Genomic DNA, 24,530 nt, shown 5'->3' on the forward strand with positions numbered 1-24,530 from the left:
ATGCACTCAGACAAAACAGGGATAGTTTATAAAGCTTAACCGTGGGTGATGATAGTTAACTAGTATTCTTTGACATTTACTATTTAACATTTACTATTATTTGACATTGCGCGGCGTCAAGTTTGACTCAGTCTGTGAATTTGCTGTATGACTAGCGGCGCTGGGTGGGTTTGCCCCAGTAGGCGCATCGACTGATTGTACCGCAGCAGGGTATTGCTTGGGAATGTCTAAAATATGCTGAACCAAGGCAAAGCGTAGCGTATCGCGGCGACCGAGATAGCGTTGATAAAAACTAGAATTCAGCAGTCCTGCACCGCCTTGACCCATCGCCCAAATGGTCGACAGATAGTCTCGGGTACTCATGGTACTGTGTAATGATTGCAGGTATTCAGCCGTGGTGTTGATTAATCGCTTCATGCGTTCACGGCGAATTTCATACAACTGCGAAAAAAGCTTATTAAGACCTACAGCAGAGTTGGCTAAGCGTTCTTCGATTTGGTTGAGTAATATAGCTTTTTGCGGATTGATGAGTTGAAACAGGGTAAGACGTGCCACACCTGCGGCAGGACAATCGCCGACTTCGCTCAGCGCTAGTAGTTGTTGCTCATGACGGATAATGATGCGTAAAAACAATTCATCTTTGCTGGTAAAATGCTTGTAGAGCGTACCTTTAGCTAAGTCTAGCTGCTCGGCTAAACTATCTAGGGTGATATCGCCTTCCCCAGACTCTAATAGCAACTGCTCGGCAACTGCCAATATGACTTCTTCACGATTTTTGAATTGTTGTTGACGACTCATTGATTACTCCATCAGTCTGTTCTAGTAGCCCCTATTGTTGACGAGACCCGTTACATCAACCCATCTACGCACAACTGTTAAACGATAAAAAATAAATGATAAAAAAAATGCTCGCTTAGTAACTTTGCTTAATAACCTCGCATAGTAACCCAGCTTAATAAGCTCGCTTAGTAACATAAGAGCAAGGTTGTTACGTATGATACATGACTGATGAGTCATTGCCAAATGTTTTATCACATAAATTTTATTACCTACTTAATAAAGTATAAAGATTTAGTTAACTATTTTTAAGCATACTGATGTAATAATGCGTCAAAATTTTGATGGGTTAAGTGCGCGAACTCATCGACTAGCATGTCATAATGTTTGGCGAGAAAATCCGCCACATAGGGCACAAAAGCAGGCTCGTTAGATTTGCCGCGTTTGGGCACTGGCGCAAGATAAGGGCTGTCTGTTTCAATCAAAATGCGATCTTTAGGCAGTTTTTTCGCCACGGCTTGTAATTCAGTGGCGTTTTTAAAGGTCACAATCCCTGATAAAGAAATATAAAAACCCAAGTCCAAGGCTTTTTTGGCGGTCTCATAATCTTCTGTAAAGCAATGAATAATGCCATGCTCGGCTTTTTCTGCTTTTAATAAATCCAATGTATCGTGTTTGGCCTCACGGGTATGAACGACAATGGGTTTTTTTAGGTGCTGACTGGCATGGATATGGCGGGCAAAGCTGGCTTTTTGTTCTATGCTATTTTCTGTTGACCAATAATAATCTAGCCCCGTCTCGCCAATCGCCCAAACATGCGGCTGATTTGCCATTTCAACGAGTGTCTCAACCGTTGCACTTTTTAGCATGGCAATGTCTTCGCAGGGATGCACGCCCACACTCATCCCCAACGTCAGCCCGTCAATTTTTGTATTAATAATCTCATAAATAGCATCGTATTCATCCAGCTCACACATAATCGCCATAATCCGCTGCACATTGGCATCCTTGGCGGCTTGTAAGGCTTGACGGATATCACCTTGATATTTTTCTAAATCCAAACGGTTTAGATGCGCATGGGTATCGGTAAACATATCACTCTCTTTTTTTAATTGATTGACGCTTAAATAAGGCTGCGGCGCATAAATTCAATCAAATGCACCGTCAAAGCGTTAATCATCGGGTAAAAATTCTTGCAGCACTTGGTTTAAAAATAAAAACCCTTGCGCTGTGCAGTGGATATGGTCACCGCTTAACTCAACCAACCCCCGATTGTGTAGTTTTATCAATTGTGGCTCAATGACTGACCATGCCAAGCCTGTTCTCTGTGTCCAAAACTGTTTGGGCACGCCATTTTTTAGCCGCAGCCCATTCATCATAAATTCAAACGGTAAATCAGCAGGCTCAATGGCTTGCCAACCTATCGCTGACTGATTAATCCTATAATCTTTTGGTAAACGGGATTTGCTAAACCGGTAAATGCCATCAGGCCGCGTGACTTTACCATGCGCGCCTGCCCCAATTGCTAGATAATCACCAAACTGCCAATAGTTGAGATTATGCTGACTGGGCTGAAAATCTGCCTGTCTTGACCATGCCGACACTTCGTATTGCACAAACCCATTGGCTTGCAAAAGCTGAGCCCCTTGCTCAAAAATATCCACCAATATCTCGTCATCAGGCAAAATCGGCGTATTGCGATAAAACACGGTATTGGGCTCAATGGTGAGCTGATACCACGAAATATGCGAAACGCCCAAATCAATCGCTTGCTGCAAATCGCTCAGGGCGTCTGCCAATGTCTGGTTGGGCAAGCCATGCATTAAGTCGACATTTAACTTTTTAAACCCTGCTTGCTGGGCATTGGCAATGGCTAAAAGCGCTTGCTGCGGGTTATGAATCCGCCCCAAGGCAGCAAGTTTTTGGGTTTGAAAACTTTGCACACCGAGCGACAACCGATTGATACCCACCGCTAAATACTCATGAAATGGCGCATGCTCCACGGTGGCAGGATTGGCTTCCATGGTGATTTCACAATCGTCAGTCAGTGTTAACTGAGCATTGATACCCGCAAAAAGCTGCCGATATTGCGCAATCGGCAGCAGCGATGGCGTGCCTCCCCCAATAAAAATGGTGGAAATCTTGCGCCCTTGTACAAAGCTTAGTTGGGTTTTTAAATCGTCTAACAGTGCATCGACATAGCCTACAAAATCAATCGGTGTACGGCTTTCATGTGAGTTAAAATCACAATACGGACATTTTTTAACACACCAAGGAATATGGATATAAAGCGACAAAGGGATAAGGTTTGGATTTGGCATTAATCAGTAACTAATTCATTCGATTGATAATTTGACACGCTATAGCCAACAATTTTTTGATGATAATCGCTACTATTTGGCTATACTTTAAAAAATAACAATGGTAGCATAGCCCCAAACTTTTATTTTGATTTTATTTAATAATTTATCGCTATTTTTTATTGCTATTTCATCTATTATCAAGGAAGGATTGTCATCATGTCATATACCCAAGCGCCTTATAAAAAAGCGTCTTGTAAAAAAGTGCCATGTAAAAGGTGCCTTATAAAAAAGCGTCTTATAAAATAGGCATGCTAACTGCGTTCACCATCGCCCTATCTGCGTGTGGCGGCTCAGGTAGTGAGACTGTCGACAATGCCCTAAACGATGCCAATGATAGTTATAAAAACATTGCAACGGATGTCCGCGCTGCCTACAAAAAAGTCGAGGATAAATTAACCAATAAAGAAAAAAGCATGCCAGAGATTTTACAAAGTATCTTTTTGCCCGAAGACAGCTTAGATAATTTTTTGGACAAAATCACCCCAGAAGGCGGTAAAGGGGGGTTGTATGTTGGCTATTTTGTGGAAGACAACGACAACGAGCCCAATGATAGCGACTTGGGTGTGGTGTATTTTGATATTGGCAATGATTATGCTGCCTCGGTGTATGGTCAAATGAGCTATCAACAAAAAACTTGCCAAGACCCAAACATCTTAACCACAGAAAAAATCTCTATTAAAACTGACCAAAAGATGGGTGGTGTACTGTCTGGCACACTCGACCCAGCAGCAAAATTTGATAATACGGTCCTTAAATTTTTACAGTTTGACGAATTAAAAACCTCTGTGGCAGGCATGCCATTTAATGGTGATTATGATAGCAAGCGCGATTATTGGGATGGTCAATATAGTTATCAGGTGGGTGTCGATTTTGGCAAACAATTATCTGACAATAAAGACGGCTGTGATGTCAACTATACCTTAGGCGGCGATGGCGATTTTAAAGTATTACCACTCACGGCTACTGTCGGCAATTTAGGCGTTAATCTCATGGGGACAGGTAGTACCCTAAACCTCAATTGGGCTGCGCCTGCCAACACCGCTCGCACCCTTGTCACCCAAATCAACTTGGATAAAGCCACTGACCGCGGTATGGGTTTTGTACGCACCAACCAATTAACCTACGGCACTACTTTTACACCCTTTGTGGATGCCACTAAAGCCAATTATGCGTTTGTGGTACAGACCTTTGATGCCACCAATAAACTGACAGGCTATCAAGCCATGATTAAAGCGCTTTAAAATCTATTGTTGAAAAAAGCCTTTATCAAATTGTGGCGACATTTGATAAAGGCTTTTGTATGTTGATGCTATCACAATCAAACGCTAACTTTTTTGACCTGTTAATTTGCTGACCTGCTTAAACAATAAATTAAACAATAAATTAAACAATAAAAAATCATGCCGCAAAATCTGTTAAACTGCCGCCTTTATTGAATTTTCAACGAATATTTGGTCATTACATGCTGTCAGCTATTGCTCGTCAAGACTTCAAACAATTATTTGTCTTGACCTTCCCTATTTTAATCACTCAGATTTGCCAGTCAGGGCTCGCCTTGGTCGATACCTTACTCGCAGGTCAAGTCTCTGCGCTAGATTTATCGGGCGTGGCCATCGGCGCGGGTATTTGGATGCCCACTTTTTTGCTGGCGGTTGGTATTTTGCTTGCCACCACGCCATTGATTGGAGAAGCGATTGGTCAGCAGCAACTACAAAAAGTGCCATTTATCACCCAACAATCGCTATGGCTGGCGCTTATCATCGGTATGATAGGGTTTGTAGCGGTCAATCAGCTGCATTATTTGTTTGATTGGATGAAGGTACCAAAGGATATTCAGCATATCGCCCAAAAATTCTTGTTTGGTATCTCTTTTGGGTTTCCTGCGGTCTGTCTATATACCTCACTGCGCTGCTACACCGAAAGCTTAAAACATCCCACCGTGGTCATGGTGATTAGCCTCATTGGTTTGATTTTAAATGTGCCGCTCAGCTATGCGTTTATTCATGGCGTCACCCTCGGCGATACTGCGCTGATTCCTGCCATGGGCGGTGCGGGCTGTGGTTTTGCCTCTGGGATTGCGTTATGGATAAATTTATTGATGTTGGTAAGCTATTTGACTTTGAGCCCCCAGTCAGATTTTGCCAATCAACGGTTTTTTGCCAATTTTGCCGGCATGGATTTTGCTCAGTTGCGTCAGCAATTATCGATTGGTATTCCCATTGGTATGTCGATTTTTTTTGAAGTGAGCGCGTTTAGTCTAGCTTCCATTATCATCAGCCCGCTGGGTGAAATCGCGGTGGCAAGCCATCAGGTCGCGTTGACGATTTCATCGCAGTTATTCATGTTCCCGTTTTCAGTCGCGATGGCGCTCACCATCATGGTGTCAAACCGCTATGGCGCCAAAGATTACCGAGAGCTTAAACGTATCAAGCTCATCGGCATTGCCGTAGCCACGTCATTTGCGGTGATTAGCATGTTGTTAACTGCCATTTTTCGGCAAACCCTGCCAACTTTCTTTAGTGAAAATCCGCAAGTGATTCAGCAAGCCGCGCTGTTATTATGGTTTGCCACCGTGTATCAGTTGTTTGATGCCTGGCAGGTCAATTTTGCGGGAATTTTGCGCGGTATGCAAGATACCACAGTGCCGATGTTCATCACCTTGTTTTGCTATTGGGTGGTGGCGATTCCGCTGGGTACCTATTTGGTGCGCCATACCGATATGGGGGCTAAGGGATTTTGGATCGCGCTAGTTGCAGCGCTGGGATTGGCGTCACTGCTGTTAGGAACGCGTTTATTACGTCAGCAAAAACGCTTAAAAGTGGCTTGGCTATAGAATAACCTAAAAAGAAAAACAATCGACAATGATTAAAAAGTCGCTTAGGCTATTTATTGTAGGTTATTTTTTATAGGTCATGGGTTGATGACCATGTTTGGTTTATTCAACCGATGATTTTTATAGCGATTTTAAATTAAAAATAAAGTAAAAAAGGGCGAACTAACGCCCTTTTTTATCGTTCATGAAAGTTTGTTAATTAAAGTTTTCGCCAGTGAAGATGCCATCAAATAGCACACTGGTTAAATAACGCTCACCACTGTCTGGCAGAATAACCACAATGGTTTTGCCTTGCATCTCAGGGCGGTTTGCTAGTTGATACGTTGCCTGCAGCGCTGCACCGCAAGAGATACCGCATAAAATACCTTCTTGGGTCATCGCCCGTCTTGCCCATGCAATCGCATCATCGCCAGTTACTGTGATGACTTCATCAAGTAAATCAAGCGCAAGATTTTTTGGGATAAAGTTGGCGCCAATCCCTTGGATTTTATGCGGACCTGGGGTGATGGGTTTACCTTCACGCGTCTGGGTAATAATCGGTGATTCCGCAGGCTCAACCGCGACGGTATAAAGCGGCTGATGTTTGATTTGTTTAAAATACCGGGCGATACCCGAAATCGTCCCGCCTGTACCCACGCCTGCCACTAGCGCATCGACCTTACCCGCGGTGGCATTAAAAATCTCAGGTGCGGTGGTTTTGACATGGGTGTCTGGGTTGGCAGGGTTATCAAACTGTTGCGGCAAAAAGTATTCGCCAGGATGGTTATCATGGATTTCTTGCGCAGCTTCCACCGCCCCTCTCATACCTAACGAAGGCTCAGTGAGCACCAAGTGTGCGCCCAAGGCGGCCAGCACTTTACGGCGCTCCATACTCATTGAAGCTGGCATGGTCAGCGTGATTTTATACCCTTTGGCTGCTGCCACAAACGCCAGCGCAATCCCCGTGTTACCACTGGTCGGCTCGATGATTTGCATACCCGGCTTTAATAACCCTGCTTGCTCAGCGGCTTGCACCATGCCTGCACCGATTCGGCATTTGACCGAAAACGCCGGGTTACGGCTTTCGATTTTGGCAAGCACGGTCACCCCCTGTGGCATGATATGATTAAGACGTACCAGCGGCGTGTTACCAATCGCATCAGCATTGTTGGCATATACCGCTGTGCCAAGGTTGGCGGGTGCGGAGTAGTGGTCGTCAGGTTGTTGTAGCATAGGTATTCCCTTTTTTTTGAGGTATTGTTGAATGATTTTACGGCAGTGATTTTGCGGTGTCTAACATCATTTGGTAAATTCCATATATCAAAAAGCGTTAACACCCGGGTCTATAATACAAGGCTGTAACACAAAGCTGTAACACAGTGCTATCAAAAGGTTTATCAAATGTTGATAGCCTGTCGATTAAACTCTCCTATTAAACTTTCCCATTAAACTTTATTATTAGCTTGGCGCTGTACTATGTTTAGCCAAGCTTGCATGGCTGGGGTCAGTGGTCGGTGTTTTCGCCATGCCATCACCATTTGCCAAGTCAAATTAGGCTGGACAAGCGGCAGGCAAACCAGCTGTTTGTCATCGAGTTTATCGGTATAATATTTGGGCAGTAGCGTCACCCCCATGTTTTTTTTCAACAATGTCGTCAATAGTTGCCATTGGTTGGTGTGGCAAATAATATTGGGCTCAAAGCCGAGTTTTTGGCACTCTTCGACAATCATTGAGGTGAATGACGAATGAGACGCAAATAACATCAACGACGCATTTTTTAAAGATTTTAAAGTCACTTGTTTGATGGTATTGCCCATATGCTGCCGGTGTGCCACCATCATAATGGGATAATCGCACACTGGGATACAATCAAAGCTATCTTCAATCGGTTGCATCAAGGTACACACATCAAGCGTATCATCGAGCAAGGCTTGTTTTAACGACTCTGCGCCATCTTCTAGCAACGACAGCTCAATATGGCGATGGGTTTGATAAAACTCAAAAATCGCATCGCTCAACAACTCACCCCCGAGTGGTGACAACCCTAGCCGCAGCTGCCCGCGATCCATGTGCTGATATTGTGTCACCGTCTGCTCAAGGTAGCCGACATGTTGCAGCACCGTCTGCGCCTGCTCATACACCAATGCGCCAATTTCGGTCAGCGCAATATCCCGCTTGCGGCTCATCAGTTGCTTATCAAAGAGCGCCACGCCTAGCGTATCTTCCAAATTGGAAATGGCTTTGGTCACTGTGGGCTGCGTCAAACTCAATGTATCGGCAGCATGAGAAAATCCGCCGGTCTTCACCACAGTGATAAAGCATTGAAGTTGTTTTAAGGTCATCATATTTGTGCACTGCCCAAAATAGCTTTATAAAATAGCTTTATATTGTTATAGCTTCGTTTTGTAGCTCTATAGATTTTACGCATAATTTTAAAAATATTATTCATATTTTTTGTTAATGGTTTTTTTATACTACATATCTTCATTGTTGATGACTTGTTTACCATGAAACGCACTATGAATCTTCCAACTTTTCAGCAGCTATTACGTCATAAACTGTTACCCCATAAAATAGACCCTATGTTACAAAAGCCACTGGTCAAAATTTTACTGCAAATCACCCTCATTGGTGTGGTATGGGGCTCAGCTGACATCCTCAAAAAGTTATTCAACCTCCCTATGTCATCTGGCATCTTGGGGCTGTTTTTGATGCTGGGATTGCTATTAACTGGGGTAATTAAACCCAACTGGGTCAATATCGGCGCGAAGTTTATCTTGGGTGAGTTGGTGCTGTTATTTATTCCGCTGATGATGTCGATTACCCAATATCAGCAGTTATTTTTTGCTAAAGGTTGGCAGCTGATGATTACCATTGTCGTGAGTACGGCACTGGTGATGCTGAGCTCTGCCATCACTTTTATGCTAGGCAATCGTGTTAAGCGCGCGTTGTATCGCCGCACGCACCATGCCCATCATTAATCATTAATCATTAATCATTAATCATTAATCATTAATCATACCAATCGTAATTTACTATGAATATTATCTCTATCGGCTGTTTAATCTGGACTATCTTGGCGTATGTTTTAGCAAAGCGGGTCTATGCCCGTTTCCCAAAATTTTGGCTCAATCCTGCCATCACAGTGGCGACGGTAACGATTATTTTGATGATTGTGCTTGGGATTTCTTACCAAACCTATTTTGCCGATACCGCTTGGATTGTTGAGTTGTTAGGCCCTGCCACCGTGGCATTTGCCATACCGATTTATCAGTATCGTCAATTGATTTACCGCTATGCTGCCGTGCTTGCGGTGTCGATTGTGGTGGGCATGTTGGTGGGTATTGCTAGCATCATGGTGTTTGCTAGCGTATTTAAATTTGATGCCACACTCACCTACAGTTTGATGGCACGGTCAATTTCTACCCCATTTGCGATTGATTTGGCGCAGCAGATTCATGGTTCAGCGGCGCTCGTGTCGCTATTTACTTTAATTACTGGGGTGGTCGGCATGGTGATTGGCGATATGGTACTGGCCTGGTCAAAAATCCGTTTCCATCTTGCCCACGGCGTGGCATTGGGTAATGCGTCACATGGTTTTGGTACTGCAAGAGCCAGTCAGCGCCACGAAAGCGAAGGCGTGATTGCCAGTCTAACGATGGTATTGGCAGGGTTATTTATGGTATTTTTTGGTCCTGCGCTGATTCATTTAATGACGGCTATTTAACCCATGCTCTTTAAGCTATTTAACACATGCCTTTTAATACCTGCTGTGATTTTACAACACCTCAAAGCTATCTACTCATGAAAACTTGCCAAAATGACGTATTAATATTTGCCAAACAAAATAAAATTAGCGACAATGACCTACCTTTTTTTGGATTGTAGGAAAAAATTATGTCATTACAACAGATTATTGAAGATGCGTTTGAAAACCGTGCCAACTTCAACCCCAATGACGCCACCGACGATGTGCGTGCCGCCGTCAACGATGTGCTCGCTCAGCTCGATGCGGGCACCTTGCGCGTCGCAGAAAAAAAAGACGGTGAATGGATGGTCAACCAATGGGTCAAAAAAGCGGTATTATTATCCTTTCGTCTGAACGACAACCGCATCATGAATGGCGGTCGTGACCTGCAGTTCTTTGATAAAGTCGAAACCAAATTTTCAGACTGGGGCGATGAACAATTTGCCAAAGCGGGCGTGCGCGTGGTGCCACCTGCCGTCGCGCGTAAAGGCTCATACATTGCCAAAGGCGCTATCTTGATGCCATCTTACGTCAATATCGGCGCCTATGTCGATGAAGGCACGATGGTCGATACGTGGGCGACGGTGGGGTCATGCGCCCAAATCGGTAAAAACGTGCATCTGTCTGGCGGTGTCGGCATTGGCGGTGTCCTTGAGCCGCTACAAGCCAACCCAACCATCATTGAAGACAACTGCTTTATCGGTGCGCGCTCAGAAATCGTTGAAGGTGTAATCGTTGAGGAAGGCTCGGTGATTTCGATGGGCGTGTATATCGGTCAATCAACCAAAATCCTAGACCGCGAAACAGGCGAAATCAGTTACGGCCGTATTCCTGCAGGGTCAGTGGTCGTGTCAGGCAGTTTGCCAAGCAAAGACGGCTCACACTCGCTTTACTGTGCGGTCATCGTGAAAAAAGTAGACGCACAAACCCGCTCTAAAACCTCTATCAATGATTTGTTAAGAATGGATTAATGTTTGACATTTATATCATTCCTTTCTACACTAAACCGCTTAATAGCGGTTTTTTTATTTAATTTTCATTAATATATGAGGAGTGATATGTTAATTAGCTCAATTAGAATAAAAAACTACAGAGGTATTAAGGAAGCTGAAATTAAATTTGGCTCTTTCAACTCTATAATAGGTAAAAATGACACTGGTAAAACTTCAATTTTATCTGCTATTTCATCTTTTTTTGACTTAAAGAACTATCCCATAAGTAATAATGATTTTAACAATATTTATAAGCCCATAGAAATAGAAGTAGAATTAACAGATAATTTTCTGAAAGACAAACTGATAGAATGCCTAAAATCAAAACTCAAAAAAGAAGCTGGTTTAGAGGAATATGTAGAATCTTTTTTACATAATAATTCGCTAAAATATCGTAAAAGTATCAATTTTAACCAAGCGAAATTTTCAGAAGAAAAGGTCTATTTTAATGATTTTGAAAGAGAAGATTTACAGAATATTTATTTTAAGTCGGATGAAGAAATCAGTAAAATTTTAGCTGAAAACTCTATTAGTGTTCCTGTAGCAGGAAAAGGCAGAAATTCCAAGTACGAAAAAATTAAACAAATTAAATCCCATTTTGCTAATGAACCATTTCGAGCCCATTGGGTTAATGATGAATTTAAAATTAGTACCCTTCTTCCAGATGTCGAGTTTTTTAAAGCGGATTATGGTTTAGAAGCAGACACAAAGTTCAAAACTCAATCTGTCAGCGAAATTTTAAGTTATTTTGATAGAGAAAATAGTTTAGAAGATTCAAAATTAAAAAAAATTGAAAATGAAATTTTTACTGAAATGCAATCAGAGGCAAAAGCTATTAAGCATTTCATGCAAGAATATGCGACAAATTTGGTTGAAGTTGAAATCAGACCTTTAATTTCTTGGAAAGATATCATTAAATCAGTTGATGTAAGCTTTAAGTTCGATAATGATGAAAAACTAATTCCTATGACGCACAAAGGAGCGGGCTATAGACGTATTTTTATGGTAGCAAGATTTCGCTATTTGGCAGAAAAAAATCGTCAAAGCAATATAATTTATTTGATTGAAGAGCCAGAGACTTTTTTACATCCTTCAGCGCAACAAGATTTAATTGAAGCTTTCAAAGATTTATCTGAAACAAATCAAATTTTTATTACAACTCATTCACCAGTTTTTACTGGCTCAACAGCTCTTGATTCAGTAATTTTATGTACTAAAACCCAACAATCTAATTATGAATATAAGAATGATTTAAATAACGAAACTTTTTTTAGAAAAGTTATTCAGGAATTAGGCATAAAGCCTAGTTATAATTTAATGGATAGTCATGAAAAAATAGTATTTGTTGAAAGTCATAACGATGCCTTATTTTATGATTGTATATGCAAGTCATTAGACTTAGGTAATTTATTAGGCAATCCTAGAATTCTAGTTTTACCTTTTGGTGGGGGTGAAGATATAGATAGCTTCCTTAATATTGAGTATTTTTCTTCTTCTAATAGATTTTTGTATCTTTTAATTGATAGTGATTTACAACAAGGTGAAGAAAAAAAGTTAAAGCAACAGCAAAGAGTTGATTCTTTTATAGCTCGTAAATATCAAGCTGATGGATATGTTTTAAAAAAAAGCTGTATTGAAAACTATTATCACCCTAGAGCAATAGAAAGAGTGTTCGCAAATATTGGAATTGCACCAAATACTTTTGAGGTTTTTGAAGACAATGTAAATGTCAAAAAATTTTTTAGAGATTTTGTAGAGCAAAACAACCTAGAGGGTAAAAATTTAAAATATAAAAATAATCATCAAATCTTTCAAGAAACTACCAAAAATGAATGGTCACAAATATTAGAAAGCGAACTAATTGAATTTTTGGATAAACTTATAAGTTCATAGTTTTTATCATCCATTATTAAATTTAAGGACTTTTTATGGCACAACAAGACTACGAAAACGGCATCGCCGTGCGCAAACAAGTCATGGGCGAAGCGCATGTGGAGCGTGCCATGTCACAAGTCACCGAATTTACTGCCCCACTGCAAGATTGGATTAATGAACACGCCTGGGGCTCAACATGGCAACGCGACGCCACTGATGGAAAAGGCATTGATCGTAAAACCCGCTCGCTAGTCACCCTTGCCTTTTTAATCGCGCAAAAATCCCCGACAGAACTAAAAGGGCATATTCGCGGGGCGATTAATAACGGCGCAAGCGTGGCAGAAATTCAAGAAGTGCTACTGCATAGTCTACCTTACTGCGGTGCACCAGCAGCACAAGAAGCCTATCGTGCTGCAGTGGACGTGTTAACCGAAATGAAATTGCTTTAACCGCTGAACACAAAGATTTATTGGCATAAATTTGATAAAATAAACACTAATTTTTATTAGTTAATCACATTTATGCCAAATTCAACGCTACCCATCCGCAATACCGCCATTCCCACCACTGACCCCGAAGCAGGACTTAAAATCACTGAAATTTTTTATTCGCTGCAAGGTGAAGCCTTGACTGCAGGATTACCGACGATTTTTATTCGCTTGACGGGCTGCCCGCTGCGCTGCGTGTATTGTGATACCGAATATGCCTTTGTCGGCGGCGAGCGCATGAGTTTGGCAGGGATTTTGGCAGTGTGTCAGAGTTTTCCGTGCCAGCGTATTTGTTTGACAGGTGGCGAACCTTTAGCCCAGCCCAATGCAATCGCTTTGATGAAGTTGCTACTTTCGCATGGCTACGAGATTTCGCTTGAAACTTCGGGCGCGCTGTCCGTGGCAGAGGTGCCAACGGCGGTCTCTAAGGTCATGGATATCAAAACCCCAAGCTCTCAAGAAGCCGATAAAAATCTGTGGCAAAACCTTCCCTACTTAACTGCCCATGACCAAATCAAATTTGTCATTATGAATCGCGACGATTATGACTGGTCAAAACAAATCCTCGCAGACTACCAACTGGATAAAAAAGTCGCAACGGTATGGTTTTCTCCGATGTTTAATGTGGAAGAACGTCAAGCCAATGTACCTACCCTTGCCACTGACTTGGCAGAATGGATACTTGCCGATGCGCTGCCAGTGCGTTTTCAACTGCAACTGCATAAAATCATTTGGGCAGATGCCAAAGGCAAATAGCCGCTGTCAACTAGCCGCTGCCAAATCGTTAGAACACAACTTAGGGAAATATCAAGCCGATGGGAAAAATGATTGTTTGGGGGCTGATTGCGTCGGCTTTTTTTAGCACGTCGTTTGTACTGTATCAATTGATGAGTGTACAAGGCGGACATTGGTTTTGGTCAGCAAGTTTTCGCTGTTTTTTTATGTGGCTGTTGTTATCGGTTTTTATTTTACTGCAAAACAAACTCAATCCGTCCAAGCTACTAGCGCTAGGTAAACTATTTGTCAGTCATTGGCAGTTTTGGTGTGTGACGGGCGGCATTGGACTGGGCACGTATGGACTCCTAGCGTTTGCGGCGGATTATGCGGAAGGGTGGGTGATTGCCGCGACCTATTTATTCACTGTCGTAGCAAGCTTGGTGGTGCTGAGTTTTTTTGGGCAATCATTTCAAAAAAAGGTCATTGTCTATTCGGTGATTGTATTTATCGGTGTGGTACTTGCCAATGTGGGTGAAGGGTTAAGGCATAGCACGAGCCAAGGCACTGATTGGCATGCTTTGTTGCTATTTGGTGCGCTGCCTGCCTTTATTGCAAGTTTTTGTTTTCCCTTAGGTAATCAATTGATTTGGCAAGCAGGACAACCCAAAGGGGACTCTACCCATCATACCCATGCAACAAGCAAGGCAACGAGTAAATTGGCAACGAGCAATGAAACGAGCGAATTGGCAACGAGCAAATTGCTACAAAAAGTGCCGCAAGTGACTTCCCCACTGCTATCAAATCCTTTGCATAAAGTCTGGCTGATGTCGCTAGGGTCATTGCCGATGTGGTTGCTATTAGGCGTCATAGTACAACCGCCCGCGCCCAGTGTCTCACAAATGACCATTAGTTTTTTGGTTGCCTTGATGGCAGGTGTGCTCGGTACGACCACTTTTTTACATGCCCGTAGTCTTGCCAAACAGCCACAACAACTAGCCGCCGTTGATGCCACACAAGGCAGTGAAATTATTTTTGCGTTGTTAGGCGGTATGTTGCTGCTGCACACGCCCATGCCATCAGGCTTAAGTTTTGTGGGGATTGCGTTGGTGATTATTGGGCTTGTGCTGTTTGCCAAGCAACGCTAGCGGTAGTCCACGTTGTGATAGTTTGCTATAATGCAGGCACTTTTACGTTAACCCTTTATTTAACCGATTAGGATTATTTGATGAATACTTTGACCGCTCTTTCACCTATTGATGGTCGCTATGCCAGTAAAGTGGATAGTTTACGTCCTTACCTGTCAGAATTTGGCTTGATTCATGCCCGTGTGACGGTGGAAGTGCGCTGGTTGCAGACCCTTGCCAATCATGCCGATATTCATGAAATTCAGCCTTTTTCGGCAGCGACCAATGAGCGTTTGGATGCGATTGTAGCCAATTTTAGCGAAGCAGACGCGATGCGTATCAAAGACATCGAACGCACCACCAACCATGATGTCAAAGCCGTTGAATACTTTTTAAAAGAAAAAATTGCCGATATCGATGCGCTAAAAGACGCGGGTGAATTTATCCATTTTGCCTGTACCTCTGAAGACATCAATAACTTATCACACGCGTTGATGCTAAAATCAGGTCGCGACGTACTGGCGCAATCGATGCAAAAAATCATTGATGAGATTGCCGCGCTCGCCGAAACCCATGCCGACCAACCCATGCTTTCGCGCACGCATGGGCAAACCGCGAGCCCAACGACTTTGGGTAAAGAAATGGCAAACGTGGCATACCGTCTGCATCGCCAGCTCAAGCAATTTAACAACGTAGAATTGCTAGGTAAAATCAATGGTGCGGTGGGCAACTACAACGCGCACCTGTCAGCTTACCCACAAATTGACTGGGCAAAAAATGCCGAAAACTTTGTCACCAGCCTTGGGTTGACCTTTAATCCGTATACCACCCAAATTGAGCCACACGACTATATCGCCGAATTGTTTGACGCGCTGCGCCGTTACAATACCATTTTGATTGATTTTAACCGTGATGTATGGACGTATATCTCCTTGGGTTATTTCAAACAAAAACTCAAAGATGGCGAAGTGGGCTCATCCACCATGCCACACAAAGTCAACCCAATCGACTTTGAAAACTCAGAAGGTAATCTAGGTATTGCCAATGCCGTGTTGGCACATTTGGGCGAAAAATTGCCGATTTCTCGTATGCAGCGCGACTTGACCGACTCGACAGTCCTTCGCAATATGGGGGTGGGCTTTGCCCAAAGTCTGATTGCCTTTGACGCCTGTTTAAAAGGTATTGGCAAATTAGAGCTTAATGCCAATCGTCTCAATGAAGACCTAGCGCTTGCACAAGAAGTGTTGGCGGAGCCAATCCAAACCGTGATGCGTCGCTACAATGTTGAAAAACCTTATGAGAAACTAAAGGCCTTGACCCGCGGTCAAGCCATGACCCGTGAGATGATGGTCAACTTCGTCAATGGTGATGAACTCACAGCGGTGCCAGAAGCTGAGCGTCAACGTTTGGCTGATTTGACCCCTGCCACTTATACAGGTAATGCAGCACAGCAAGCCAAAAACTTGAAAAATTTATTAAAGTAAGACTTTTCGCTCATCAAAAAGGACGCCTAAGCGTCCTTTTTTTACAGAATTTTTTTACATGATTTTTTTAGATAAATTTTTTTTAGATGAATTGTTTGATTGAGCTTTGGGTTATTTTTTGGCATAGCCTTGTTGGTTCAGATAAGGCAGCACCTCGGGACGGACGGGTTTATCCAAATAACTTTCAATGGTGTGCACCCAATCTGACCCTGCTTGACCACGCGTCGTATAATAATCGGCAACGGTTTGGTTATACTGGTCTAATGCGGATTTGTCAGCGGGTTGATATTGGTTGGTGGAAACCACCAATGCCTTTGGCAAACGTGGACGCATGGCAGGATTTTGGTCAGGATAACCCAATGCCATGCCAAATAGCGGCACCACGCCTTGTGGCAGTTTGAGTATGTCGCCCATCCGTCTGATATCATTGCGGATACTGCCCAAATACACACCACCCAATCCCATGCTCTCAGCCGCTAGTAGCAGATTTTGCGCCATAATGGCTGCATCAACCGCCCCAACAATGGTGACTTCAGTCCAATCAATTTGCGCATTGGGTACAAGGGTTTGGTGGCGGTGGTTGTCCATACAAAAAATTAGCAGCTCGGCACACTGCTCCACATAGGGATGACCGTATTTTTCTCCGTCTTTGGCTTGCTGGGCATCGGCGCAAATACGGCGTATGTCATAGCGCTGCGTTGCATCTGTCACCCGAATGATGCTTGCTGACTGCAAAAATCCCGATGATGAGCCTGCCATCCCCGCTTCGATAAGCTGCTCAAACGTCGCTGCATCTATTGGCTGATTGGTGAATTTGCGAATTGAACGATGATTGAGTATCGTCTCTAGGGTGGGTTTACTGTCGCTATGCTCACTATGTGTTGTCATAATTTACCTTGTTATGATTTGCCTTGTTATGGTTTGTGTTGTTATAAGTTGGGTTAGGGTTTGATTAGCCTTAGGGTTGGTATTTTTCAATCAGCTTTTGGGCTTGCACAATCACCGGCGTATCGACCATTTGTCCATCCATGGCAAATGCCGCAAGCCCTGTCTGTGCATAATGGTCAGCCACTTTTTTGGCAAAGGCAAGCTGTGCTTGGCTGGGTCTAGCCAGTGCATTGACAATGGCGACTTGGTTTGGATGAATACACAGCATCCCTGAAAAACCCAAATCGCGCCACCCATTTACCCGCTGGGTTAAACCGTCATCGTCATTAAAAGGCGGGTATACGCATTCAATCGGTGGGGTGAGCGCATTGATGGCACTATGCAAGCTTAGCTGATAACGGATTTGGTTGGCAACCATCTGCCCTGCCTCGCTGTCTGCGCGCACGCCCAATTTTTCACAGATATCCAAAAAGCCAAAACTGAGCGCAGTCAATCCTGCCGCAGCGGCGATGTCGGGTATATTTGCCATGCCTTTGGGTGTCTCAATCAAGGCAATCATGGGTTTGGCGAGCGCATGACGGACACGGTCAATCTCTATGGCGTGCTCGACTTTGGGTAGCACTACCCCAATCACGTTGTTCATTGCAGATGCTGGCAAAGATTTGAGCAAATCAATATCGCCTGCTTGGTGGTTGCTACTTGCGGCATTGATACGCACCCAAACAGGCTGGGCATCAGCGCCGCTTAGATAATTGACCACATTGTCACGCGACTCCATTTTGACACTATCACTGACCGCATCTTCCAAGTCAATTATCACCGTATCTGCGCCACGGGCAAAGGCTTTTTCCACCCGCTCAATATTGATGGCGGGTACAAACAAATAACTGGTTGCGCTCAATCCCTTGGGTTTTGCTACATTGTTTTCGCTCATGCGACATCCTTTTTCGTCCATTTTTGGTGACATATTCTTTTTGGCAAACAACTTATCAAACAGCTTATCCAGCAACAACGCCCTACCCAAAGTAGCGCGTTTTTTAAGTTATTTTAAAACCGTCAATTTGGCTTTTTCACTGCGGCTAAACAGTAAATTTAACACGATGGCGACCACTGTCGCAGTACCGATACCACCCAAATTAAATTGTCCAATATGTAAGCTAAAATCCCCAGCACCCATAATGACGGTCACCGCAGCAATGATTAAATTAGCATTTTTGCTAAAATCGATGTGATTATCCAGCCAAATTTTGACCCCTGCTACCGTGATAAGCCCAAAAACCACGATGGAGGCACCGCCCAATAACGGCGCTGGGATAGTATGGATAAGCGCGCCAAATTTTGGTGATAGCCCCAGTAGCACAGCAATCAAGCCTGCCACCACAAAAACCGTGGTCGAATATACTTTGGTCACTGCCATCACGCCGATATTTTCCGCATAGGTTGTCACGCCTGTACCGCCCATGCTCGATGACATCGCCGTACATAGACCATCGGCGAAAAAAGCCCGTCCCATATAGGGCGATACCGCTTGTCCTGTCATGGCTTCTACCGCTTTGATATGGCCTAAATTTTCGGCGATTAAAATAAAGGCAACCGGGGCAATCAAAATTATTGCGTTGATATCAAACGTCGGATGATAAAAATTGGGTAATCCCACCCAAGCTGCTTGGGCAACTGGGGTAAAATCAATCGGCTTGCCATACCCAAGCACATTGGTGAGCACAAAATATGCCATATATGCCAATACCAAACCAATCAGTAGCAACAAACGACGTAGCATACCGCGGCTAAACACAGCGACCGCACTGATACACAGCACCGTCATCAACGCAACCCAACTATCAAACTGGTTCCCCGACACGCCTTTGATAGTCACTGGCGCCAAATTTAGCCCGATAATCATCACAATCGCACCGGTTACCACAGGCGGCATGAGTTTCTCAATCCAGCCAACCCCTGTTTTCATCACCAGTAATCCGACCATGCCATAAAAAATACCACAGACAAAAATACCACCAAGCGCCACGGATAAATTACCGTTAAAGCCTGAACCTGTATAAGCCGTCGCGGTAATCACGGGCGCGATAAACGCAAAACTTGACCCTAAATAACTGGGTACTCGCCCACCCGTCAAAAAGAAAAACAGCACCGTACTGAGCCCCGCCATCAAAATCGCAAGGTTGGCATCAAATCCCATCAATAGCGGCGCAAGCACAGTTGCCCCAAACATCGCAAACGCATGTTGCAGCCCAAGTAACAGACTTTTATCAGCAGGTAAATACTCATGAATACGCACAGGATGATGATCTAAATGCCCATCGTAAGGCTGCCATTTTGGGAACCAGCCGCTATCATTGCCGGTATTTTGATGGGTTGGTTGTCTTTGCGAATTTGCCATAATTTTGCTCTCATCTGTCAACTGCGCGAATTTTACACGTTATTTTTGTTTTGTCAAAAAACCCTGCGCTTTGAGCCAATCTTCTGCAGCAGCGACATACGGTTGACTGTAGTAATCGGCAAATTTTTGACGGTATGGCTTACGCTCACGCGCTTCATTAAACGCCAAAATGGTTTGCTCATAATCGGCGAGCGTTTGTGGTAACGCGTCAACTTGATACTGATTGTCAAAATACACTGCAGATTTTGGTAAACGCGGTTTTAGGCGCATCTCAACCGCTGGTTTACCGATACATAAGCCAAAAATTGGATAGGTATATTTTGGTAGCTGAAGCAGTTCGATTAAGTCATTGGCAATCATACGCAAACCGCCAATCGGACAGGTGGCATAACCCAAACTCTCTGCCGCTACCGTGGCATTTTGTGCTGCTAATGCCGTATCGGTAGCGAGGGTAATCAATGTATCACTATCCTTAAAACCCTCAAAGCTGCCATCATACGCTTCACTGCTCAAATAGGAGCGATAACCATCCATCACAAATACCAAAAACACACTACATTGGGCAATCTGAGGGTTACGCGGTTGCAAATCGACGATTTTTTGACGTAACGCCTTATCACTGATGTTGATAATGCTGTAGTGCTGTCCGTTTTGCCAACTGGGCGCTTGCTGGGCGCATTTGATGATGTCGTTTAATTGCGAATCTGGCACAGTGGCGCTACTGTCAAATTCTCGATACACCCGATGATTTTGTAAAAGTTCAATGGTTTGATTATTCATGATTACCCCGTTAGAAGTGATTTAAACATGATTTGATGATTGTTGATGTTGATACGGTCGCCAAAGTAGCGCCACCCCAATAAGCAAAACGATGGCAGAGACGGGTAACAACGCAAGCCAAATATTTTTGCCTGTTGCAACTAGCGCAGTTAGCGGTCCGATAAGCTGCCCAAAGGCAAAACTTGCGGTCATCAGCGCACTTAAATTGTATTTAGGATAGTGCGTGACTTGGCTTGCTGCCACTTGTAGCCCTGCCATCGTCACCACCATAAAAGTGCCGCCCACCATCAGCGCTGACAACATCAAACCTGCCAACGACTGCCAAACCGCAGGCAATAACGTACCAACCGCCATGATAATTTGCGACACTCGCCAAACGCCGAGCAAAGAAAAATTGTTATAACGGTGTTGTAACCCCTGCGACAATACTACCGACAAAGCCGCCGCCAGCCCAAAAAACGGCCAAATCAGCAAATAACTTTGACCCGATAACCATTGCTTGGCGATTTGTGGCAAAAAAGTCGCAGGTAAAATATAGCCAAACCCAAACAAACCATAGGCGGTTAATACATTCGCTAATTTTAGCTTGGCAGCTGGGGGTATGCTAGAGGCGGTAGGATTGGTATGAGTAGCTTTGGTATGAGAGGTTTTGGCAGCGGCTGTTGAGGCAAACTGCGAATTGATTTTCGCCAGTAGAAAGGTGACAAGCAGGGTGGCGAGCAGCGCAATCATGCCTAGATACTGCCATAATCGACTCGATAATGGACTCAATGATGACTGGGCCGCGATAGTCGCCGTCGCTGATTGAAAAATAAAATAGCTACAAATCAATCCTGTGAGGGTGATACCGATACCGACACCCGTGTAAATCAAGCCGCTAGTGACTACCTGTCTTGATTTTAACCAATTGATTGCAAACGCACTGATAGATACCAGCACCCAAGCGCTTGCCACACCCGCCAAAAAACGTAGCACCAGTAACCAAGCAAAGCTGCTTAGCGAAGCCAGCCAAGTGGTGAGTGTCACCAAGCTGAGACCTAATATGACAAAAAGCGGATGTCGCTTACTTTTAAGCAGTGACAGCGCCCCGACCAAATAGCCAATATAGTTGCTACTTGATAACCACGCCGTTTGCGCAAGATGCACCGTGCCTTCTTGTATCATCAAAGGCAAAATCGGTGTAAAGGCAAATCGCCCGATTCCCATTGCCACGGCAAGCGCGGTAATCGCTAGGATAAAGCAAAATATAATCTGTTGTCGGTCAGATTGTGACATTTTGCGTTACCCCTTGATTTTATTGACACGACTTGTCAGCGTTTAAGCTTGCATTTTAAAGATTATTGAGCATACTTTGCAAGGTTTCCTTCACATTTTTGGATGACATATTAGCTTGGCTTAATATCAAAGCCTGGTTAACCATTGACTTTTTGTCTGCTACTAAGGCATTCCAATTTGATAAACCTTGAATCAAACGTGACGCCAACAGTGGGTTACGTTTATCCAAATCTTGCATCATGCTCAAATACTGCTCAACGCCCTGCTGTGTCCAAATTTTGGTAGGCTGCGCAAGCAATCCGCCGAGCACCGCACGCACCCGGTTTGGGGTATTGATATCAAAGTCTTGGTGTGAGGTTAACGCAAAAATATCGGCAACGCTCGCCTGGCTATCATTGGCTTGGACACCAAACCATAAATCCATCACCAATGCATCATGATGAAAGCGTTGGTAAAAATCGGCAAGCCATTCGGCTTTTTGGGGCAAACCATGCTCCACCGCCGCATTTAACGCGCCTAAACGCTCGGTCATACAAGACGCTTGTTGGTATTGGGTAATCGCCCAGTGTTGGGCATCACTCACGCCCGCCAATAACGCCATATCCAGTACTACATTTCGCCATGCCCGCACGCCCATTGCTTCGGCTGTATCTTCATACGCGCTAATCGGCAGTTTGGCATACGCACTTTGCCAAATGTCTTTAAGCGCTACCGCCACGGCTTTTTTGACCGCTTGATGACGGGCACGAACTTGGCTAGGGTCATAGTCGGTTTGAATCGCACTACCCAGCTCTCGCTCGCTTGGCATATCTAGTAACCGCGCCGCTAGCATGGGATCGGTTTCTGATAGCGCTGGCAGACTGGCTTTTAATGCCGTGATATAGGCATCGGTATCGGCATTTTGCAATAAAATACGATTGACCAACAACTGTGCCGCTTGCCAACGGTTAAAACCATTGGTCTCATATTGCATCAAAAACGCTAAATCATCATTGCTATACTCAAAATTGAGCTGAACAGGCGCGGAAAAATCACGAAGCAATGACACCACAGGGTCAAAATCCGCTGTGGTAAACAAACCGTCAAAGTTAAACGTTTGACTGTCATCGCGCAGTAACACCAAATCTTCTTTTACCAGTTGTCCAGTGGCACGGTTAAAAATCGCCATTTTGATAGGAATCGGCAAAGGTTTTGGTGCAGGATAGCCTGCCACTGGGCGCGTGTGTTGGCTTAGCGTCAAGATAAGCTTGTCAGCTGTTTTTTCAAAATGCCCTGATAACGTCGGCGTACCTGGCTGGGTATACCAATCAATAAATTTTTCAATACTTGGATCTGCAACGCTCAGTGCAGATAACAAGTCTTCAACCGTCACCGCTTGCCCATCGTAACGGCGGAAATATTCATCCGTGCCTTGACGGAATTTTTCTTTGCCAAGCGTATTGGCAATCATGCGCACGATTTCTGCGCCTTTCTCGTACACTGTGGCGGTGTAGAAATTATTAATCTCGACAAAATGGTCAGGGCGTGGTGGATGCGCCAATGGGCTGGCATCTTCAGGAAACTGCGCCGCTCGCAATGTTGCCACATCATCAATCCGCTGTACCGCAGGGGAATGCAGACTTTCGGAAAAAGACTGGTCACGAAATACGGTAAAGCCTTCTTTTAGGCACAGCTGAAACCAGTCACGGCAGGTGATACGGTTGCCCGTCCAGTTATGGAAGTATTCATGGGCAATTACCGCTTTGACATTAAAGTTGCGGCGATCGGTGGTGGTCTCTGGGCTAGATAGGACGCAAGCGGTGTTAAAGATATTTAATCCTTTGTTTTCCATCGCGCCCATATTAAACTGGCTAACCGCCACAATCATATAGCGGTCAAGATCATACGCCCGTCCGTAATTGTCTTCATCCCATTTCATTGAGTCTTTTAACGCTTGCATGCCGACATGGCACTGCTCGATGTTTTCATGCTTGGCGTATAACTCAAGCAGCACCTCACGCCCTTCACTGGTGACATACTGATCGGTCAATACGTCCAAATCTGCAATCACGCAAGCGAATAGATAACTCGGTTTTTTGGTGGGGTCTTGCCACACCGCAAAATGACGGTCGCCCGCAAGCTCGCCTTGGTCGATTAAATTACCATTGGCAAGCAGCGTTGGGTAAGCTTTATCGGCTTCAATGCGTGTGGTGAAGGTGGCAAGCACATCGGGACGGTCTGGATAAAAGGTAATTTTACGAAACCCTTCTGGCTCACACTGGGTACAGAACATTTTGTCCGCCCCTTCCCCTGCTTGGTATAAACCTTCAAGACTGGTATTGGTTTGCGGCACGATGGTGACGACGGTGGTAATCTGACAAGTGTCTGGCGCGTTAACAATCGTTAGGCTTTCTTGGTCTAGTTGGTAGTCGCTTTTGCTTAAGGTTTTGCCGTTTAAGCTAATTGATTCAATTTGTAATTCTCGTCCAAAGAGCACCAAATCGCCTGCCGTGTTTCTTGTCATGTCAAGATTGGCGGTCACGGTTGCATGCTTTTTATCAGCGCCATCAAACAACTCAATTTTTAAGTCAATGTGATTGACGCTAAAGACAGGCGGCGTGTAGTCTTTTAGGTAGATTTTTTGCGGCTGGTTAGTATTTAATTGGTTACTATTTAATTGGTGACTATTTAAACTGGGGTCTGGTGTGGGTATATTGGTGGGTACATCGGGCATTTCGGTGTTTAATAGCTGGGGATTTTCGGTTTGGTTGCTTTGTGTGACGTTGGTCATTTTTGCTCTCTTTAAAATCTAATTTCTGAATAAATGAAA

At 44.1% G+C, this 24,530-nt stretch carries 21 protein-coding genes; 10 read left to right on the top strand and 11 right to left on the bottom strand.

Annotated features, from left to right (window positions below):
- Positions 1-96 precede the first annotated feature (96 nt).
- From RTS10_RS02755 to hemW, 3 genes are all read right to left on the bottom strand, one after another.
- The gene (locus RTS10_RS02755) at positions 97-798 is read right to left on the bottom strand and encodes a TetR/AcrR family transcriptional regulator (protein WP_312539131.1); all 702 of its coding nucleotides are present in this window, start codon (positions 796-798) and stop codon (positions 97-99) included.
- 287 nt (positions 799-1,085) lie between these two features.
- Positions 1,086-1,871, bottom strand: a complete 786-nt coding sequence (locus tag RTS10_RS02760; protein WP_219331390.1) for a TatD family hydrolase — start codon at positions 1,869-1,871, stop codon at positions 1,086-1,088.
- A 78-nt stretch (positions 1,872-1,949) separates the two neighbouring features.
- A complete protein-coding gene (hemW, locus tag RTS10_RS02765) occupies positions 1,950-3,098 on the bottom strand; it encodes a radical SAM family heme chaperone HemW (protein ID WP_312385753.1) in 1,149 nt (382 codons plus the stop codon).
- Positions 3,099-3,388: 290 nt separating this feature from the next.
- Between hemW and RTS10_RS02770 the strand changes: the two genes are divergently transcribed.
- Both RTS10_RS02770 and RTS10_RS02775 read left to right on the top strand, forming a co-directional pair.
- Positions 3,389-4,381 carry a hypothetical protein gene (locus RTS10_RS02770; protein ID WP_312539133.1) on the top strand — a complete coding sequence of 331 codons (993 nt, stop codon included), beginning with the start codon at positions 3,389-3,391 and terminating at the stop codon, positions 4,379-4,381.
- A 221-nt stretch (positions 4,382-4,602) separates the two neighbouring features.
- Positions 4,603-5,973 (top strand): MATE family efflux transporter, encoded by a 1,371-nt coding sequence (locus tag RTS10_RS02775; RefSeq protein WP_312523406.1) that lies wholly within the window; start codon positions 4,603-4,605, stop codon positions 5,971-5,973.
- Positions 5,974-6,168: 195 nt separating this feature from the next.
- On the opposite strand, the gene cysK is transcribed toward RTS10_RS02775, so the two are convergent.
- Positions 6,169-7,185, bottom strand: coding sequence for a cysteine synthase A (cysK, locus tag RTS10_RS02780; RefSeq protein ID WP_312539135.1), 1,017 nt, complete (start codon positions 7,183-7,185; stop codon positions 6,169-6,171).
- A gap of 212 nt (positions 7,186-7,397) precedes the next feature.
- Positions 7,398-8,297 (bottom strand): LysR family transcriptional regulator, encoded by a 900-nt coding sequence (locus RTS10_RS02785; protein ID WP_312523402.1) that lies wholly within the window; start codon positions 8,295-8,297, stop codon positions 7,398-7,400.
- 174 nt (positions 8,298-8,471) lie between these two features.
- On the opposite strand from RTS10_RS02785, the gene RTS10_RS02790 reads away from it, so the two are divergent.
- The 8 genes from RTS10_RS02790 (at position 8,472) to purB (ending at position 16,380) form a co-directional block, all read left to right on the top strand.
- On the top strand, positions 8,472-8,933 hold the full coding sequence (locus RTS10_RS02790; protein WP_312539136.1) for a CidA/LrgA family protein: 462 nt from the start codon (positions 8,472-8,474) through the stop codon (positions 8,931-8,933).
- A gap of 56 nt (positions 8,934-8,989) precedes the next feature.
- A complete protein-coding gene (locus tag RTS10_RS02795) occupies positions 8,990-9,679 on the top strand; it encodes an LrgB family protein (protein ID WP_312539137.1) in 690 nt (229 codons plus the stop codon).
- Positions 9,680-9,849: 170 nt separating this feature from the next.
- On the top strand, positions 9,850-10,671 hold the full coding sequence (gene dapD, locus RTS10_RS02800) for a 2,3,4,5-tetrahydropyridine-2,6-dicarboxylate N-succinyltransferase (protein ID WP_203172024.1): 822 nt from the start codon (positions 9,850-9,852) through the stop codon (positions 10,669-10,671).
- Between the two features lie 87 nt (positions 10,672-10,758).
- The gene (locus tag RTS10_RS02805; RefSeq protein WP_312115032.1) at positions 10,759-12,585 is read left to right on the top strand and encodes an ATP-dependent nuclease; all 1,827 of its coding nucleotides are present in this window, start codon (positions 10,759-10,761) and stop codon (positions 12,583-12,585) included.
- A gap of 35 nt (positions 12,586-12,620) precedes the next feature.
- Positions 12,621-13,016 (top strand): carboxymuconolactone decarboxylase family protein, encoded by a 396-nt coding sequence (locus RTS10_RS02810; protein WP_312539140.1) that lies wholly within the window; start codon positions 12,621-12,623, stop codon positions 13,014-13,016.
- Between the two features lie 72 nt (positions 13,017-13,088).
- Complete coding sequence (gene queE, locus RTS10_RS02815) at positions 13,089-13,811, top strand: 7-carboxy-7-deazaguanine synthase QueE (RefSeq protein WP_312539142.1); 723 nt, start codon at positions 13,089-13,091, stop codon at positions 13,809-13,811.
- Between the two features lie 59 nt (positions 13,812-13,870).
- On the top strand, positions 13,871-14,917 hold the full coding sequence (locus tag RTS10_RS02820; RefSeq protein ID WP_312539143.1) for a multidrug resistance efflux transporter family protein: 1,047 nt from the start codon (positions 13,871-13,873) through the stop codon (positions 14,915-14,917).
- An 80-nt stretch (positions 14,918-14,997) separates the two neighbouring features.
- Positions 14,998-16,380, top strand: coding sequence for an adenylosuccinate lyase (gene purB / locus RTS10_RS02825; protein ID WP_312539144.1), 1,383 nt, complete (start codon positions 14,998-15,000; stop codon positions 16,378-16,380).
- A gap of 111 nt (positions 16,381-16,491) precedes the next feature.
- Here the strand turns inward: purB and nfsA are convergent, their stop codons facing one another.
- The 6 genes from nfsA to pepN all read right to left on the bottom strand — a co-directional run bounded on the left by nfsA (position 16,492) and on the right by pepN (position 24,491).
- Positions 16,492-17,268, bottom strand: a complete 777-nt coding sequence (gene nfsA / locus RTS10_RS02830) for an oxygen-insensitive NADPH nitroreductase (protein WP_312384012.1) — start codon at positions 17,266-17,268, stop codon at positions 16,492-16,494.
- A 70-nt stretch (positions 17,269-17,338) separates the two neighbouring features.
- Positions 17,339-18,202, bottom strand: a complete 864-nt coding sequence (locus tag RTS10_RS02835) for an HpcH/HpaI aldolase/citrate lyase family protein (RefSeq protein ID WP_312384014.1) — start codon at positions 18,200-18,202, stop codon at positions 17,339-17,341.
- 108 nt (positions 18,203-18,310) lie between these two features.
- Complete coding sequence (locus RTS10_RS02840) at positions 18,311-19,666, bottom strand: solute carrier family 23 protein (RefSeq protein WP_312115044.1); 1,356 nt, start codon at positions 19,664-19,666, stop codon at positions 18,311-18,313.
- Between the two features lie 39 nt (positions 19,667-19,705).
- Positions 19,706-20,446 carry a nitroreductase family protein gene (locus RTS10_RS02845; RefSeq protein ID WP_312539146.1) on the bottom strand — a complete coding sequence of 247 codons (741 nt, stop codon included), beginning with the start codon at positions 20,444-20,446 and terminating at the stop codon, positions 19,706-19,708.
- 21 nt (positions 20,447-20,467) lie between these two features.
- Positions 20,468-21,721: a YbfB/YjiJ family MFS transporter gene (locus RTS10_RS02850; protein ID WP_312539147.1), complete on the bottom strand. Its 1,254-nt coding sequence runs from the start codon at positions 21,719-21,721 to the stop codon at positions 20,468-20,470.
- A 55-nt stretch (positions 21,722-21,776) separates the two neighbouring features.
- Positions 21,777-24,491 (bottom strand): aminopeptidase N, encoded by a 2,715-nt coding sequence (gene pepN, locus RTS10_RS02855; RefSeq protein WP_409455577.1) that lies wholly within the window; start codon positions 24,489-24,491, stop codon positions 21,777-21,779.
- Between the last annotated feature and the right edge of the window lie 39 nt (positions 24,492-24,530).

It is taken from the genome of Moraxella sp. CTOTU47616, from assembly GCF_032017465.1.
Taxonomy (GTDB): domain Bacteria; phylum Pseudomonadota; class Gammaproteobacteria; order Pseudomonadales; family Moraxellaceae; genus Faucicola; species Faucicola tetraodonis.

Excerpts from the sequence above, each read along its gene's own strand:
- RTS10_RS02755 (WP_312539131.1), bottom strand. The coding sequence starts at position 798 with ATGAGTCGTCAACAACAATTCAAAAATCGTGAAGAAGTCATATTGGCA.
- RTS10_RS02760 (WP_219331390.1), bottom strand. The coding sequence starts at position 1,871 with ATGTTTACCGATACCCATGCGCATCTAAACCGTTTGGATTTAGAAAAA.
- hemW (WP_312385753.1), bottom strand. The coding sequence starts at position 3,098 with ATGCCAAATCCAAACCTTATCCCTTTGTCGCTTTATATCCATATTCCT.
- RTS10_RS02770 (WP_312539133.1), top strand. The coding sequence starts at position 3,389 with ATGCTAACTGCGTTCACCATCGCCCTATCTGCGTGTGGCGGCTCAGGT.
- RTS10_RS02775 (WP_312523406.1), top strand. The coding sequence starts at position 4,603 with ATGCTGTCAGCTATTGCTCGTCAAGACTTCAAACAATTATTTGTCTTG.
- cysK (WP_312539135.1), bottom strand. The coding sequence starts at position 7,185 with ATGCTACAACAACCTGACGACCACTACTCCGCACCCGCCAACCTTGGC.
- RTS10_RS02785 (WP_312523402.1), bottom strand. The coding sequence starts at position 8,297 with ATGATGACCTTAAAACAACTTCAATGCTTTATCACTGTGGTGAAGACC.
- RTS10_RS02790 (WP_312539136.1), top strand. The coding sequence starts at position 8,472 with ATGAATCTTCCAACTTTTCAGCAGCTATTACGTCATAAACTGTTACCC.
- RTS10_RS02795 (WP_312539137.1), top strand. The coding sequence starts at position 8,990 with ATGAATATTATCTCTATCGGCTGTTTAATCTGGACTATCTTGGCGTAT.
- dapD (WP_203172024.1), top strand. The coding sequence starts at position 9,850 with ATGTCATTACAACAGATTATTGAAGATGCGTTTGAAAACCGTGCCAAC.
- RTS10_RS02805 (WP_312115032.1), top strand. The coding sequence starts at position 10,759 with ATGTTAATTAGCTCAATTAGAATAAAAAACTACAGAGGTATTAAGGAA.
- RTS10_RS02810 (WP_312539140.1), top strand. The coding sequence starts at position 12,621 with ATGGCACAACAAGACTACGAAAACGGCATCGCCGTGCGCAAACAAGTC.
- queE (WP_312539142.1), top strand. The coding sequence starts at position 13,089 with ATGCCAAATTCAACGCTACCCATCCGCAATACCGCCATTCCCACCACT.
- RTS10_RS02820 (WP_312539143.1), top strand. The coding sequence starts at position 13,871 with ATGGGAAAAATGATTGTTTGGGGGCTGATTGCGTCGGCTTTTTTTAGC.
- purB (WP_312539144.1), top strand. The coding sequence starts at position 14,998 with ATGAATACTTTGACCGCTCTTTCACCTATTGATGGTCGCTATGCCAGT.
- nfsA (WP_312384012.1), bottom strand. The coding sequence starts at position 17,268 with ATGACAACACATAGTGAGCATAGCGACAGTAAACCCACCCTAGAGACG.
- RTS10_RS02835 (WP_312384014.1), bottom strand. The coding sequence starts at position 18,202 with ATGAGCGAAAACAATGTAGCAAAACCCAAGGGATTGAGCGCAACCAGT.
- RTS10_RS02840 (WP_312115044.1), bottom strand. The coding sequence starts at position 19,666 with ATGGCAAATTCGCAAAGACAACCAACCCATCAAAATACCGGCAATGAT.
- RTS10_RS02845 (WP_312539146.1), bottom strand. The coding sequence starts at position 20,446 with ATGAATAATCAAACCATTGAACTTTTACAAAATCATCGGGTGTATCGA.
- RTS10_RS02850 (WP_312539147.1), bottom strand. The coding sequence starts at position 21,721 with ATGTCACAATCTGACCGACAACAGATTATATTTTGCTTTATCCTAGCG.
- pepN (WP_409455577.1), bottom strand. The coding sequence starts at position 24,491 with ATGACCAACGTCACACAAAGCAACCAAACCGAAAATCCCCAGCTATTA.